15 protein-coding genes are annotated in these 14,740 nt (G+C 71.9%); 9 read left to right on the top strand and 6 right to left on the bottom strand.

The features are described from left to right. Positions 1–4 precede the first annotated feature (4 nt). The 3 genes from murC to ACIQMX_RS17055 all read right to left on the bottom strand — a co-directional run bounded on the left by murC (position 5) and on the right by ACIQMX_RS17055 (position 2,803). On the bottom strand, positions 5–1,396 hold the full coding sequence (murC, locus tag ACIQMX_RS17065) for a UDP-N-acetylmuramate--L-alanine ligase (RefSeq protein ID WP_402478752.1): 1,392 nt from the start codon (positions 1,394–1,396) through the stop codon (positions 5–7). 40 nt (positions 1,397–1,436) lie between these two features. Next, a complete protein-coding gene (locus ACIQMX_RS17060; protein WP_363073428.1) occupies positions 1,437–1,889 on the bottom strand; it encodes an indole-3-glycerol phosphate synthase in 453 nt (150 codons plus the stop codon). A 143-nt stretch (positions 1,890–2,032) separates the two neighbouring features. Continuing rightward, positions 2,033–2,803, bottom strand: a complete 771-nt coding sequence (locus ACIQMX_RS17055) for a pyrimidine reductase family protein (RefSeq protein WP_363073430.1) — start codon at positions 2,801–2,803, stop codon at positions 2,033–2,035. Between the two features lie 47 nt (positions 2,804–2,850). Between ACIQMX_RS17055 and zapE the strand changes: the two genes are divergently transcribed. From zapE to ACIQMX_RS17010, 9 genes are all read left to right on the top strand, one after another. Then, positions 2,851–3,945: a cell division protein ZapE gene (gene zapE, locus ACIQMX_RS17050; protein WP_363073504.1), complete on the top strand. Its 1,095-nt coding sequence runs from the start codon at positions 2,851–2,853 to the stop codon at positions 3,943–3,945. Between the two features lie 84 nt (positions 3,946–4,029). After that, positions 4,030–4,455 (top strand): OsmC family protein, encoded by a 426-nt coding sequence (locus ACIQMX_RS17045; protein WP_148021515.1) that lies wholly within the window; start codon positions 4,030–4,032, stop codon positions 4,453–4,455. Between the two features lie 246 nt (positions 4,456–4,701). Beyond that, a complete protein-coding gene (locus ACIQMX_RS17040) occupies positions 4,702–5,613 on the top strand; it encodes a polyphosphate polymerase domain-containing protein (RefSeq protein ID WP_402478748.1) in 912 nt (303 codons plus the stop codon). Further along, entirely contained in the window at positions 5,610–6,287 is a 678-nt protein-coding gene (locus ACIQMX_RS17035; RefSeq protein WP_402478747.1) for a DUF4956 domain-containing protein, read from the top strand. The genes ACIQMX_RS17040 and ACIQMX_RS17035 overlap by 4 nt, the downstream gene beginning before the upstream one ends. Further along, a complete protein-coding gene (locus ACIQMX_RS17030) occupies positions 6,284–8,014 on the top strand; it encodes a CotH kinase family protein (RefSeq protein WP_402478744.1) in 1,731 nt (576 codons plus the stop codon). The genes ACIQMX_RS17035 and ACIQMX_RS17030 overlap by 4 nt, the downstream gene beginning before the upstream one ends. A 173-nt stretch (positions 8,015–8,187) precedes the next feature. Continuing rightward, the gene (locus tag ACIQMX_RS17025) at positions 8,188–8,907 is read left to right on the top strand and encodes a response regulator transcription factor (protein WP_402478741.1); all 720 of its coding nucleotides are present in this window, start codon (positions 8,188–8,190) and stop codon (positions 8,905–8,907) included. Positions 8,908–8,930: 23 nt separating this feature from the next. After that, entirely contained in the window at positions 8,931–10,493 is a 1,563-nt protein-coding gene (locus tag ACIQMX_RS17020) for a sensor histidine kinase (protein ID WP_402479406.1), read from the top strand. A gap of 38 nt (positions 10,494–10,531) precedes the next feature. Beyond that, positions 10,532–11,905, top strand: a complete 1,374-nt coding sequence (locus ACIQMX_RS17015; protein WP_402478738.1) for an alkaline phosphatase PhoX — start codon at positions 10,532–10,534, stop codon at positions 11,903–11,905. A gap of 222 nt (positions 11,906–12,127) precedes the next feature. Continuing rightward, entirely contained in the window at positions 12,128–12,991 is an 864-nt protein-coding gene (locus ACIQMX_RS17010) for a polysaccharide deacetylase family protein (RefSeq protein WP_402478736.1), read from the top strand. 12 nt (positions 12,992–13,003) lie between these two features. Here the strand turns inward: ACIQMX_RS17010 and ACIQMX_RS17005 are convergent, their stop codons facing one another. From ACIQMX_RS17005 to ACIQMX_RS16995, 3 genes are read right to left on the bottom strand one after another with little or no spacing between them, the layout of a single operon-like run. Continuing rightward, positions 13,004–13,195 carry a hypothetical protein gene (locus ACIQMX_RS17005; protein ID WP_402478733.1) on the bottom strand — a complete coding sequence of 64 codons (192 nt, stop codon included), beginning with the start codon at positions 13,193–13,195 and terminating at the stop codon, positions 13,004–13,006. Positions 13,196–13,209: 14 nt separating this feature from the next. Then, positions 13,210–13,881, bottom strand: coding sequence for an ABC transporter (locus ACIQMX_RS17000; protein ID WP_402478730.1), 672 nt, complete (start codon positions 13,879–13,881; stop codon positions 13,210–13,212). Next, positions 13,878–14,735: an ATP-binding cassette domain-containing protein gene (locus tag ACIQMX_RS16995; protein ID WP_402479403.1), complete on the bottom strand. Its 858-nt coding sequence runs from the start codon at positions 14,733–14,735 to the stop codon at positions 13,878–13,880. Before ACIQMX_RS16995 ends, ACIQMX_RS17000 begins: the two co-directional genes overlap by 4 nt. Between the last annotated feature and the right edge of the window lie 5 nt (positions 14,736–14,740).

Raw genomic sequence — 14,740 nt, 5'->3', positions numbered from 1 at the left:
TCCCTCAGCTCGACAGGTGGTCCAGGATCTGCGGGCCGAGGTCAGTGACGTCGCCCGCCCCCATGGTGAGAACGAGGTCGCCGGGGGTCGCCATTCCCGCGACGGCCTCGGGAACCGCCGCCTGGTCGTGCACGGCGGTGACGTCGGCGCCGGCGGCCTTCGCGGCGTCGATGATCAGGGCGCTGGTGATGCCGGGGATCGGGTCCTCGCGGGCCGGGTAGATGTCGAGGACCACGGAGGCGTCGGCCAGCGCGAGGGCCTGGCCCATCTCGGTGCCGAGCTCCTGGGTACGGGAGAAGAGGTGGGGCTGGAAGACGACCAGGATGCGGGCGTCGGTGGCGCCACGCATCGCTTCGAGGTCGGCCGTCATCTCGGTGGGGTGGTGGGCGTAGCTGTCGATGACCTGGACGCCGGCCGCCTCGCCCTTGAGCTGGAGGCGGCGCTTGACCCCGGTGTACTTGCCGAGGGCCGAGGCGAGGTTGTGGGCGGGGATGCCCAGGGCGACGCCCGCGGCGAGCGCGGCCACGGCGTTCAGCGCGTAGTGGCGGCCGGGAACGGAGACGGTGAAGGTGAGGTACTTCCCGTTCAGGACGACCGTGACCTCGCTGGTCAGACCGCGCGGGGTGATCTTGTGGACGCGGACGTCGGCGGTCTCGGACTCGCCGTACGTGACGACCTTGAGCGCGGACAGGTCGCGGACCCGGCGGGTCAGCTCGACGGCGCCGGACTGGTCGGCGGAGATCACCAGGGTGCCGTCGGGGACGATCTTGCCGGTGAAGGTCTCGAAGGAGTCGTAGATCTCGTCCATCGAGGCGTAGTTCGCGTGGTGGTCCAGCTCGACGTTGAGGACGATCGCGACCTCGGGGTCGTACTTCTGGAAGCTCCGGTCGCTCTCGTCGGCCTCGGCGACGAAGATCGCGCCCTCGCCGTGCGTGGCGTTGGTGCCGGGGCCGGCGAGGTCGCCGCCGATCGCGTACGAGGGGTCGAGGCCCAGCTCGGTCAGGGCGACGGCCAGCATCGACGTGGTGGTCGTCTTGCCGTGGGTACCCGCGACGGCAATGGACCGCAGCCCCCGCATGAGGGAGGCGAGGGCGTCGGAGCGGTGCACGACGGGGATCGAGAGCTCCCCGGCGCGCACCAGCTCCGGATTGTCGGCGCGGATGGCGCTGGAGACGACCACGCAGGTGGCGTCGTCGGCCAGGTGACCGGCGGCGTGCCCGATGTGGACGGTCGCCCCCAGCGCGCGCAGCGCCTCGGCCGTGGCGGACTCCTTGGAGTCGCTGCCCGCGACCTTCGCGCCCCGCTGGGTGAGGATCTTCGCGATGCCCGACATTCCGGCGCCGCCGATGCCGATGAAGTGCGGCCGTTCCATGGCGGCAGGAATACCGGGTGTCATGCGTGTGTCTCCCAGGGTGGTGCGGGCAGGGGCTACCAGCCTATTCGCTGTGCGCGAAGAGCTTGAGCACCGGTACACCGACCTTGTGCCGGGCTCGGGACGCCCAGTCGCGGTGGAAGAACTCCTCCACGTAGTGCGGAGCGGTCAGGACGATGACCTCGTCGGCCTCCGCCTCCTCGACGACGGACGTGAGCTTGTCCAGGGGGTGGTCCTCGATCACCTGTCCGACGGCTTCCGAGCCGGCCTGGCGCAGAGCCTCCAGGGACACCTCGAGCGCGAGTTCGGCGGACTGTCTGGCGTTCCTGCCCTCCGGCTCCTCGCTCTCCCGGGCCGCTTCCTTCAGTTCGCCCATCGCCAGGTCGTCGATGGCCCGCAACAGCACATCCGCCTGGTCGCCACGCGGCTGCATGAGTACGACGAAGGAGATCTCCTCCTCCCCGTGCAGGGTGGTGACGAACTCGACGTCCTCGGAAGTGAGGGGCTTCTCGATCATCAAAACGCTGGTGAACACCTCAGGGGCCCTTCTGCTTCAGTGACCGTCGCCGGTCACTGCGGAAACCATCCTTCCCCGCGCTCGCACGGGGTCTGCGAGATCCATTCTGCCCACCGAACGCTAAGCGGAACGGAATATTCCGCTCATTGTCGAATCCGACGGTACCGAGAGAACAGGAACCCGGCCTCTTCCAGCAGCGCTGCCAGGGAGAATCGTTCCGGCACCGCCACCGACGGACCGCCCGCGATCCGCTGCGCGTCACCGGCCGTGAGCATGGGGGCCAGGGTCAGGCACAGCTCGTCCAGCACGTCCGCCGCCACGAACTGTCCGAGCAGCCGGGGCCCGCCCTCCGTCAGCAGTCGCCGGTGTCCCCGGTCGGCCAGCTCACGCACGGCGCGGGCGGGATCCACCCGGGAGCCCTCCCCCGCGATGACCACCTCGGCACCCGCCTTCCGGGCCGTCTCGATCCGGTCGGGCGGCGCCCCCGCACCGGTGAGCACGAGCGTCGGGACCAGCGGCGACACGAAGAGCGGCAGCGAGAAGTCCAGGTCCAGACTGCCGCTCACCACGGCGACCGCCGGCGCGGGCCCCTGTCCGGCGGCCTCCCGGCGCGCCGCGAAGGCCTCCCGGGACCGGGCGGGCCGGTAGCCCTCCAGCCGCACCGTCTCCGCGCCGGCGATCACCACGTCGGCCAGGCCGCGCAGGGTGCCGAAGATCCTCATGTCGCTGTCGCAGGAGATCGGCTGCGAACGGCCGTCGTGCTGGGCGGCGCCGTCGAGGGTGGACACCATGTTGGCGCGCAGCCAGGGGCCGTCGGTCGCGGGGTAGGCGTAGGCGTCGGCGAGGGCGTCCAGGCTCCACTCGCCTCGGTCGTCGGCCGCTGTCAGGTCGGTCACAGGGAACAGGCGTCGCATGTTCCGCAGTCTGGCACGGCCTAAGCTGGGGAGTTGTGTCCTCCTCCGTGTCCTCCTCCACCGCCGTGCCGGGGTCCCGCCCCATAGCCGAAACGGCCCCGCTGTCCCTGTGCGCCCTCGAGCCGCACGTCCCCGCCGACCGCCTGGTCGCCGAGATGGTGCCGCCGCCGCGCTTCGACTCGGTGCGCTTCGACACCTACGTCCCCGACCCGAACCAGCCGAGCCAGATCGAGGCCGTCAAGGTCCTCTCCGACTTCGCGGCCGGGCTCGGCGGGGCGCACGCGACGGGCGCCGGCAAGCGCAAGTGGTTCGGCGGCAGGAAGGCCGTGGCGCCCAGCGGCCCGCGCGGCGTCTACCTCGACGGCGGCTACGGCGTCGGCAAGACCCATCTCCTCGCCTCGCTCTGGCACGCCACGCCCGCCGCGCCCTCGCTGAAGGCGTTCGGCACGTTCGTGGAGCTGACCAACCTCGTGGGCGCGCTGGGCTTCCAGCAGACCGTGCAGACGCTGAGCGGGCACCGGCTGCTGTGCATCGACGAGTTCGAGCTCGACGACCCGGGCGACACCGTGCTCGTCTCCTCGCTGCTGAGCCGGCTGGTCGAGGCCGGGGTGGCGCTCGCCGCGACCTCCAACACGCTGCCCGGCAAGCTCGGCGAGGGCCGGTTCGCCGCGGCCGACTTCCTGCGGGAGATCCAGGGCCTGTCCTCGCACTTCCGCCCGCTGCGCATCGACGGCGAGGACTACCGCCACCGCGGCCTGCCCGACGCCCCGCCGCCGTACTCCGAGGAGCAGGTCACCAAGGCGGCGTACGCGACCGAGGGCGCCAGCCTGGACGACTTCCCCGCGCTGCTCGACCACCTGGCCCGCGTCCATCCGAGCCGGTACGGCGCGCTGACGGACGGAATCCGGGCGGTGTGCCTCACCGAGGTGCAGCCGGTACCCGACCAGTCGACCGCGCTGCGCCTCGTGGTGCTCGCCGACCGGCTGTACGACCGGGAGGTTCCGGTGCTCGCGTCCGGGGTGCCGTTCGACCGCCTGTTCAGCGAGGAGATGCTGAACGGCGGGTACCGGAAGAAGTACTTCCGGGCAATCTCCCGGCTGACGGCGCTGGCGCGTGACGCAAAGGGGCTGGTGGCGCAGTAGGTTCGGGGGCGTAACACCGGGGAGGCACGACGGAGTGCCTCACCACCCCCGTACAACCGCGCATTCCGTTTGAAGGGAACCAGCATGGCTACCACGCGTCAGGCGCACACGGTCTGGGAAGGCAACCTGATCGAGGGCAAGGGTGTCGTCACCCTCGACTCCTCCGGGATCGGGGAGTACCCGGTCTCCTGGCCGTCCCGCGCGGAGAAGGCGAACGGCAAGACCAGCCCGGAGGAGCTGATCGCCGCGGCACACTCCAGCTGCTTCTCGATGGCGCTCTCCAACGGTCTCGCCACGGCCGGCACCCCGCCGACCCGGCTGAACACCCAGGCCGAGGTCACCTTCCAGCCCGGCACCGGCATCACGGGCATCCACCTCACCGTCCAGGGCGAGGTGCCCGGTCTCGACGAGGCGGGCTTCGTCAAGGCGGCCGAGGACGCGAAGGCGAACTGCCCGGTCAGCCAGGCGCTGACGGGCACGACGATCACGCTGAGCGCCTCGCTCGCCTGATCGTTCCCGCTCCCCACTGCCCCCGGGCCGGCACCTGCCGCCCGGGGGCAGTGCTGTCCGCCCCGGCACAACACGGCCCCGCCCGGGAACAGCGCAGTCCGCCCCGGCGCACACACAGTCGCGTTCACCTTCCGGCCACCTTGAATCCTCCTGCAATACACCCGGTTTTCTCATCGCCTCCTCATCCGTCGTTGGTTGCGTGATCCGCGCCGGCCCGTCCGGCACGGACGACGAAGGAGGCGCACGGTGTCGCAACCCGACACGGCTCCGTTCCGGGAGCCCGCCCAGGGGCGCCCCGAGGACGACGAGGATCCCCCACCGCTGCATGTCGCCAGCAGGCTGCACGCGTTCAACCGATACGAGCTCAAGTACCTGGTCCCCGTGGACCTCGCCGCAGAGCTCCGCGACGAACTCGCGGAGCGGATGGACCGTGACCTGAACAGTCCGGTCGGCGGCTACGGCGTGTGGAGCCTCTACTACGACTCTCCGGAGCTCCGGTTCTACTGGGAGAAGATCGAGGGCCTGAAGTTCCGCCGCAAGCTGCGCATCCGGCACTACGGCGACCCGGACGGTGTCACGGACGCGTCGCCGGTGTGCGTCGAGATCAAGCAGCGCGTCAACCGGGTCACCCAGAAGCGCCGCATCACCCTCCCGTACGGCACGGCCCGTCAGCTCTGCGACGGCCGGGAGCTGGTGGAGCACGCGCCGAAGGAACGCGCCTTCATCCACGAGGTGCTCGACCTGGTGGTACGGCTCAACCTGCGGCCGACCGCGATCACCGGCTACCAGCGCGAGGCGCTGGTCGGGCGCGGCTCCGACACCGGATTGCGGGTGACCTTCGACCGGCGCGTCCGGGGCCGTGACCGGGACTTCCACCTGGGCCAGCCCCGTCCGGAGAACCGCTTCACCATTCCGCCGCACATGTCGGTCATGGAGATCAAGGTCAACGAGCGCACCCCGCACTGGATCACCGACCTGGCCGCCCGCCGCAATCTCAGCCTGGTGCGGGTCTCCAAGTACGTCCAGTCGATCGAGGCGTTCGGCCTGGCACCCCGTTCCGTATTCCATCTCGACGAGGCGTGCTGTCCGCCGCCCGCCGCCCCCCTCGACACGCAGCTGCCGGCGCACGAGCCGCCGGTGAAAGCAGGAGCACAGTGAACTTCGAACTGCAGGAACTCAGCGGGACGTTCAGCGTCACCGACGTCGTCGCGGCGATGGTGCTGTCCTTCGTCCTGAGCACGGTGATCGGGTACGTCTACCGGTACACCCACCGGAACGTGTCGTACAGCCAGTCCTACGTGCAGACCCTCATCATCGTCGGCATGATCGTCGCCCTGATCATGCTCGTCGTCGGGTCCAACCTCGCGCGGGCGTTCTCGCTGGTCGGCGCGTTGTCCGTGGTCCGCTTCCGTAACGCGGTCAAGGAGACCCGGGACGTCGGCTTCATCTTCCTGGCCATGGCGATCGGCATGGCCTGCGGTGCGCGCTTCTACACGCTGGCCGCCGTCGGCGCCGTCGTCATCTGCGTCGTGGTCGTCATCATGCACAAGTTCGACTGGTTCGCGCTGGACGTCCAGCGCCAGGTCGTCAAGGTCCAGGTCCCGGCGGGCGAGGACTACACCCCGGGCATACGCGACGTCCTGATCAAGTACACCACCGAGTTCGAACTGGTGAGCACCGAGACGATCCGGGGCGGGGCGCTGAACGAGGTGTTCTACACGGTCCGGATGAAGAAGGGCACCGAGCCCGGTGACCTGGTCACCGCGCTGCAGGAGCGCACGTCCGGCCAGCGGGTGACGGTGCTGACCGGTTACGACACGACCGACCTGTGAGCCCCGTCGACGGCACGCCCCGAAGGCGACGGCTGCGCGACCGGGTGCCCGTACGGCTGCGGCACCACTGGAAGCCTGCCGGGGCACTGTGCGCGGGACTCGCGGTGATGCTGTACGCGTTCGGCGACGCACGCGTCTCCCCGTACGTGACCTCCGCCTCGCGGGTAGAGGCGGACACGATCACCGAGAACGTCGGGGGAACGGTCGGGCTGTACGACACCGCGGTGCGGCACTCCATCCAACTGGAGTACAACCAGACCGACTTCGACAAGATGATGAAGGCGTTCAAGAAGGACGGGACCAAGGACTCGATCCCGGCGGACCTCACGATCGACGGGGTCTACCTCAGGGACGTCGGCATCCGGCTCAAGGGCAACTCCACCCTGAGGTCCCTCCAGGGCGGCAACGGCGGAGGGATGCCCGGCGGGGGCGGCGGACAGAACGGCTTCCCCGGCGCAGGGGAAGCGAGCGGGGGCGCGCAGCCGCCCGGGGGCGGTCAGGCGCCCGGCGGCGGTCAGGCGCCCGGCGGCGGTCAAGCGGCCGGCGGCGGTCAGACAGCCGGTGGCGCCCCCACGCCCGGGGGCGGTCAGGCCGCCGGGGGTGCTCCCGCAGCCGGCGGCGGGCGGGCCGGTGGTGGGGGGATGACGCAGTACAACCTCTCCGCGGACAAGCCGGAGGAACTTCCCTGGCTCATCAAGATCGACGAGTACATCGAGGGCCGCGCCTACCAGGGCGAGCGCGAGATCTCGCTCCGTCCGGGCGCGGGCGCCCAGGTGCCCGTCAACGAGGCGCTGGCGCTCTCGCTGATCGACGGGACCGGGGAGCCGGCCGAGCGGTACGGCTTCTCGACCCTGAAGGTCAACAACCGGCCGGCCGCCGTGCGCCTGATGGTCGAGAACCCCGACACGGAGTACGCCGAGGCCGTCGAGGGTGAGTCGGTGGTCTACAAGGCCAGGGCGGGTGGCACCTTCGCCTACCAGGGGGACGACCCCTCGAAGTACGAGACGTCCTTCCGGCAGCTGAACAAGGTCGGCAGCCAGGACCTCGAACCCGTGATGAAGCTGACCAAGTGGGTGGAGAACTCCTCGGACGAGGAGTTCTCAGCGAACCTCGGCACGTACGTCGACGTCGACTCCTTCGCCCACTACGTCGCGGCGCAGAACCTGCTGATGAACTTCGACGACATGGCGGGCCCGGGGAAGAACTACCTCCTCGGGTACGACCTGAACACCAAGAAGTTCTCGGTGCTCGGCTGGGACTACAACCTCACGTTCAGCGGGGACGCGACCGCCGGGCCCGACGACGCGATGAGAATGGGCGGAGGCGGCGGAGGCCGCCCCGGCGGCCGGCCCGGCCAGGACGGCGGACAGACCGGGGAAGCCCCGCAGGGCATGCCCGACCTGACGAACCTGCCTGACATGCCTGACGGGGCGGGCGGCGACGGAGCCCAGGGCGCGGGGCGCGGCGGCGGGATGTCCGGGCACGCGCTCAAGGAACGCTTCCTCGGACTGGATGCCTTCGACGCCGTGTACAAGAAGGCGTACCAGGACCTGTACGAGAAGTTCTACGCGTCCGGCAAGGCCACGAAGGCGCTGGAGGACCTCGCGGCGCAGGCCGAGCGGGCCGGCGTCCCCGCCGAGGACGTCGAGACCGCGGTGGGCGCGCTGCGCACCACCGTCACCTCGCGGACCACGGCCCTGGCGAAGAACAAGGAGGTCACCGGCTGACCGACGGCGCGCCCCGGCGGAAGCCCCCTTCCGCGCCCGGGCGCGCCGCAGCCGTACCGGCGGCTTCCGTTCCTGTGAACCCGCACATGTTCGCCGACTACCCTCGCGCAGACCGCACAGCGCCGCCCCGCCCGGCGTGCGTTCCGTCCGTACCGCGCGAGGTGATCCGGCCCATGGGCGCGCAGTCAGCCCGGCACACCGTCCTGGTCGTCGAGGACGACCCGAGCATCCGCACCCTGCTCGCCTCGGCCCTGAACGCGGCCGGGTACAGCGTCGCCTCCGCGGCGGACGGGCGGGAGGCCGTCGGCGAGACGGGCCGCTGCCGGCCGGACCTGATCGTGCTGGACGTGACGCTCCCGGACACCGACGGATTCGCCGTGACGCGTGAACTCCGTTCCCGGGGCGATTACACGCCGGTGCTGTTCCTCACCGCCCGCACCGACATCGAGGACCGCATCATCGGGCTGAGTTCCGGTGGCGACGACTACGTCACCAAGCCCTTCCACATCCAGGAGATCGTGCTGCGCATCCGCGCCATCCTGCGCCGCACCGGCGGATCCTCCCGGCCGCCGACCGCGGCCCCGCCGCTGCGCTACGCGGACCTGCGGGTCGACCGCGAACGGCACACCGTCCACCGTGCCGGGCAGCCCGTGCGGTTGTCCCCCACCGAGTTCCGTCTCCTGGTGTGCCTGGTGTCCCGCCCGGAGACGGTGCTGGAGAAGCAGGAGATCCTTCAGGAGGTCTGGCAGTACGGCTTCGCCGGGGACACCCGCATCGTCGACACGTACATCAAGAACCTGCGCCGCAAGACCGATCACACCGGGCCGCCACTGATCCACACCGTGCGCGGTGTGGGCTACTGTCTCCGGCTGCCCCGGGCGGACGCGCCGTGAGGCTCCGGCTGCGTCCCCGCTCGATGCGCACCCGTCTGGTACTGATCTCCACCGTGCTGGCCACGGCCGCCGTGCTGGCGTCCCAGGCGGCCGGGCTGGCGGTCATGCGCTCCTGGCTCACCGGCCAGACCGACCACCGCCTCACCCGTTTCGGCCCGCCTCCCCCGTTCCTCGCCGCGCCGGCCCGGGACAAGGGGTCCGGCGCGCCCCGGCCGTTCCCCCGCGAGGACGCGCTGCCCTCCGACTACCGGGTCTACTTCTACGGGGCCGACGGACGGCTCCGGCGGGATTCGCTGGGCAGCGGGGACGGTCGTCCCCTGCTCCCCGCGGCCGCGTCCTCCCTCACGCTCACGGACGGGCGGCCCACCACCGTTCCCGCCGGCCGGGGCACGTCGGACTGGCGGGTGATCGCCCGAACGGGCCCCGACGGCCTGCGGTTCGTCGTCGCGCTGCCGTTGGACACGGTCGAGGGTGCCACGTCCAAACTGCTGTGGTTCAGCATCGCCATCGGTGTCGTGGCCGCCGCCGGCGTCGGGCTGCTGGGGAGCGCGGCCGTACGTCTGGGGCTGCACCCCCTGGACCGGATGGAACGCACGGCGCGGCGCATCACCGGTGGCGAGCCGGACCTGACCGTCACGGACACGGATCCGCGTACGGAGACCGGAAGGCTCGGGATCGCGTTCAACACGATGCTCGGCCAGGTGCGGGCGGCGCTGCACCGCAAGGACGTGTCGGAGCAGCGGCTGCGCCGGTTCATGGCGGACGCGGGCCATGAACTGCGTACCCCGCTCACCTCCATCCAGGGGTTCGCCGAACTGCTCGTCGAGCATCCCCGCCTCCCGGCGGCGCGCCGGCGCGAGGCCCATGAGCTCATCGCGCGGAACGCGGAGCGGATGAGCCGCCTCGTCGACGATCTCTCCCTGCTGGCCAGGCTGGGTGACGCACCGGTGACGCACCGGGAGAGCGTGGATCTGCTCTCCCTGGCCGCCGACGGCGTCGGCGCGGCCGTCGTCGCGCACCCGGGGCGGGACGTGCGGCTGGCTCCGCTGGCGGGCAGGGGCCCGGACGGTTCCGGGGACGCGCTCGATGTGGTCGAGACGCTGGGTGACCCCCATCAGCTCGCGCAGGTGATCGCCAACCTGCTGGCCAACGCGTGCGTCCACACACCGCCCGGGGCACGGGTCGAGGTGCGGGTCGGCACCGTACGGACCGGTCCGGAGACCGGGGGGACCGACCGGGCGGGCCGCAGCAGCGCCACGGCAGCGCTGCCCCCAGGCGTCCGGGCCTGCGTGGTGGAGGTCGCGGACGACGGTCCGGGGCTGCCGGCCGACATCGCCCGGCAGGTGTTCGAGCGTTTCTATCGCGGTCCGGCGACGGGCGCGGGCGGCCCCGAGCCCGGTTCGGGTCTCGGCCTGTCCATCGCCTCCACCATCGCCGAGGCGCACCGGGGCCGGCTCGAACTCGACAGCCGGACGGGCACGGGATCGACCTTCCGTCTGCTTCTGCCCCGGAGCGTCGGGGCAGGACCGGCCACTCGGCCGTGTCAACGTTCACCGAGGGTCTCGAACGGGCAGGCCTGCTTTTGACAATGCCATGTCACCTGTCCGCCAACAGGGAGTTGCCCATGTCAACCGCACCTCGTCCTCTCGCGACACGCCGTCAGGTCCTGGCCACCGGCGGCGCAGCCGCCGCGATCGCCTTCACGGGGGCCTTCACGGAACTCTTCGCGGGAACGTCCGCCGCCCGTGGCCACGCGGGTTACGGCCCACTGGTGCCCGACCCGGACGGGCTCCTCGACCTCCCGAAGGGTTTCCGCCACCGGGTGCTCTCCCGGGAGGGCGACCCGCTCCGGTCCGGCGAGGGCCCGGTGCCCAGCCACTGCGACGGCATGGCGGCCTTCGCGGGCCGGCGCGGACACGTGACGCTCGTACGCAACCACGAGAACCGGGTCACCGCGGACATCGCCGTGCCGACCGTCGAAGGGCTCACGTACGACCCGATGGGCAAGGGCGGCTGTACCGCCCTGGAACTCGACGGCCGGAACAACGTCCTCGGCGAACGCGTCGCCATCGCCGGCACCGCGGTCAACTGCGCGGGCGGCCGCACCCCTTGGGACACCTGGCTCACCTGCGAGGAGACCGAGGACAAGGCCGGCACCAACGGCTACACCAAGGACCACGGCTTCATCTTCGAGGTGGACGGCGCGAATCCGCACCGTACCGGCGCCGTTCCGCTGACGGCGATGGGCCGCTTCCAGCACGAGGCGATCGCCATCGATCCGCGCAACGGCGTCGTGTACGAGACCGAGGACGCGTTCGACAAGCCGTTCGGGCTGTTCTACCGCTTCCTCCCGGAGAAGCCGCTCGGCGGCACGGGCTCACTGCGGGCCGGCGGCCGGCTGGAGGCCATGCGGGTGCCGGGGGTGCCCGACCTCTCCGCGGTCCAGGAGACCGGGACGAGCTTCGAGGGCATCGAGTGGGTTCCCGTACCGGATCCGCTGGCTGCCGAAACGGCCATCCGGTTCCAGGACTTCGGTCCGAAGGGCATCACCCACGGCCAGAAGCTGGAGGGCTGCTACTGGGGCGGATCCTCGGTCTACTTCGTCTCCAGCTTCGCGCACAGCGCGGAGGGCTCGGCCGCCGACCACTACGGACAGGTCTGGCGGTACGAGCCGAGGCGGCGCCGGCTGACGCTGGTCATCGCCTTCGGCCCGGACACCGACATCCAGCTGCCGGGCGAGTCCCCGGACAACATCTGCCTCGCCCCCGACGGCGGGCTGATGGTGTGCGAGGACGGCGGCGGGGCACAGCACGTGTTCGGCCTGACGCGGGGCGGCGAGGTGTACGCGATGGCGCGCGGCCGGCAGAACATCGGCACGGCCGAGGAGCCGGAGTGGGGCGAGTTCGCCGGGGTCACGTTCGCACCGGACCAGGAGACGATGTTCGTCAACTGCTACACGCCGGGGACGACGTTCGCGGTGACGGGCCCATGGCGCTGACGCGCTGACACCGCGGCACCGGCCGGCAGAGCGCAGAGGCTGAGCGCAGAGGCGGCGGGCGGTAGGCGGCGGGCGGCGGGCGGCGGGCGGCGGGGCATCCGGATCTCACGGCCGATGCGGCATCCGCGCGCCGCCACCCGCCCGGCCGAACGCTTCACGGCGGGGGCCGGTCCCGGTCGGTTGATCGGTTATTTTCCGTGAGTGACCAATAATGTACGGAAAATGACGGTTATGGCCGTCCTGGGAGCGGTACTCGGCGGCGGGCTCGTCGCCTGCGCGGCCTCGGGCGACGCCCCCGGCGACCGGCACACGGACGCGGACCGTACGACCGCCGCCGCACGCGCCTCGGCCCACGCGCCCTCGGCGACGCCCCGGCCCGTGAAGAAGCCGCCCACCATGGCGCCCGGCCCCGCCGGTCTCACGCCCGTCCTCGAACGAGGGCCGCAGCACGCGGACAAGGTCGTGGCGCTCACCTTCGACGCCGACATGACCGCCGACGAGGGGCCGCGCGCCGCCGCCGGGGAACGCTTCGACCATCCGAAGCTGATCGCGCTGCTGCGCCGCCTGAAGGTGCCCGCGACCGTCTTCATGACCGGCCGATGGGCCGAGGAATACCCCTCCCAGGCCCGCTCCATCGGCACGGACCCGCTCTTCGAGATCGGCAACCACTCGTACAGCCACTACGCCTTCACCTCGCCCTGCTACGGCCTGCCGGTCGTGGAGAAGGAGGCGGTCCACGACGAGGTGGAGCGGGCCTTCGCGGCGATCCGGAAGACCGGAGCCCGCAATGTCGTGCCGTACTTCCGGTTCCCCGGCGGCTGCTACGACGACGCGACGCTGCGCGCGCTCGCGCCGGAGAAGGTGACCGCGGTGCAGTGGGACGTCGTCAGCGGTGACGCCTTCGCGACGGACGCGGACGCGGTGGCGCAGCAGGTTCTGGACGGGGTGAAGCCCGGATCGCTGGTCGTCATGCACTGCACCCGCAGCGCGGCTCCGGTCACCGACGAGGCGGTGGGCCAGGTGGTTCCGGAGCTGCGGAAGCGCGGTTACCGCTTCGTCAAGGTGTCGGAGCTGATGGCCGGCTGACCCCGATCGACGTCAGCCGGAGCAGGCCGTGCGCTGGGCCTCCTGCCACTCGCAGACCGGGCAGAGCGTGATGCCCTTGACGGACTCGGCGTACTCGGTCGGCTTCCGGCACAGCACGCACGCGGCGTACGGGGGGCCTTCGGCGGTGCCGGGCGTCGCAACGGCCGGTGCCGCGCAGGACGACTCGTTCACGGGTTGGCTCATACGGACGAGCCTACTCAGCCGCGCACCGACGTGAGCCGGCAGGCGAGCGTGGCCGCCGCGGCGGCCACGGCCACCGCGGCGAGGAGCGGAAGGACCGGTACGTGGACGGTGCCGGTGTGCGAGCCGGTGACCAGCCCCGTCACCGCGTACTTCGCGGGTGACCCGTGCGCCACCAGGGCCGGCAGCACCGCGAGCACGGTCGCCGCGACGGACCAGCCGCGCCGGTGCAGCAGAGGCCGGGTGCACAGCGCCCCGACGGCAGCCCCCAGCAGGACACAGCAGGCGGCGGCGAGCAGTCCGGCGAGCCCGGCGGACGGCAGCGCGACCTCGGCCCTGCGGTCCGTACTCGTCGGCTCACTGATGAGCAGCACCACCGCGGTGGCGGCCGCGCCCAGGAGCCCGGCGCACCCCGACGCGGCGAGCAGGGCCGCCAGATGGGCCCGCGGCTGCCCTCCCACGGCCGCGGCCACCACCGCCCGGGCGGCGGGCGGTTCCTGGGTGACGCAGACCTGGACGAGCCAGGCGGTGACGGGGAGCAGCCCCGCCGCGGCGTAGCCGAGCGAGTCCAGCACGGGCTGCCCCGCGCGGACGCCGACCCCGAGGAAGGCCATGTACAGGAGCACGGGTGCGAGCCAGCGCTGGGAGCGCAGCAGGAGGGCGGTCCGGTAGCGGACGAGTGCGGTCATGCCGCCCCGTCGGGGTTGCCGGGTGCGGTCGAGAGCTGCGTGATGTGCCAGGGCGGGCGGGACGTGAGCAGCGCGCCCAGCAGGGCGTCCGAGTGCGCGGACGCGACGGTGAGCGTCACGGATCCGTCCCTCGCACAGGTCCGGACGGGGGCGCCGGGCAGGCCGGCGGGAAGTGGCGTGCCGGGCGGGCCCACGGCCTCGATCCGTACCCGGGGGCCGCCCGACGCCCCGGCGGGAGCGGGAGATGCCACGACGATCCCGGTTCCCTGGACGCGCAGCGCCGTGTCGACCGCGCCCGCCAGGCGTCGCGGGTCGTGGTCGACGAAGACCGCTGTGGAGCCCGCGGCGACGCACTCGGCCACGGCCCGGTCCAGTTCGCCGCGGGCCGCGGCGTCGAGGCCCGTCCATGCCTCGTCCAGGACCAGCAGCTCCGGTTCGGCGAGGAGCGCCTGGGCGACGGCGACCTTCTGGCTGGTGCCCTTGGACAGCTCCGCGAGCGGCGTGCGGGCGTGTTCCGCCGCCCCGAAGCGGGTCAGCCACTCCTGCGCACGCCCGGCCGCCTCGGCCCTGCGCAGTCCGTGGATCCGGCCGAGGTGGACGAGATAACCGGCGGCGGTGAAGGGCAGCGCCGCCGGGAACCGCTCGGGGACGTACGCCGTGCGCGGTCGGCCGCGCGTGATCCGGCCCTCGGTGGGGGCGTCGATCCCGGCGAGGAGCCGCAACAGGGTGGACTTGCCCGTGCCGTTGGCACCCTCGACGCGGACGAGCGAGCGCGGGCGCAGCCCGAGGTCGACGCCGCGCAGCACCCACGGTCCGGCGAGACCGTACCGGCGGCCCACCCCGCTCAGTCTCAGGACGT

This window comes from Streptomyces sp. NPDC091416, from assembly GCF_044756845.1.
GTDB lineage: Bacteria > Actinomycetota > Actinomycetes > Streptomycetales > Streptomycetaceae > Streptomyces.
The sequence above is the reverse complement of the archived record's forward strand: the minus strand, read 5'-3'. Positions and strand labels throughout refer to the sequence as shown.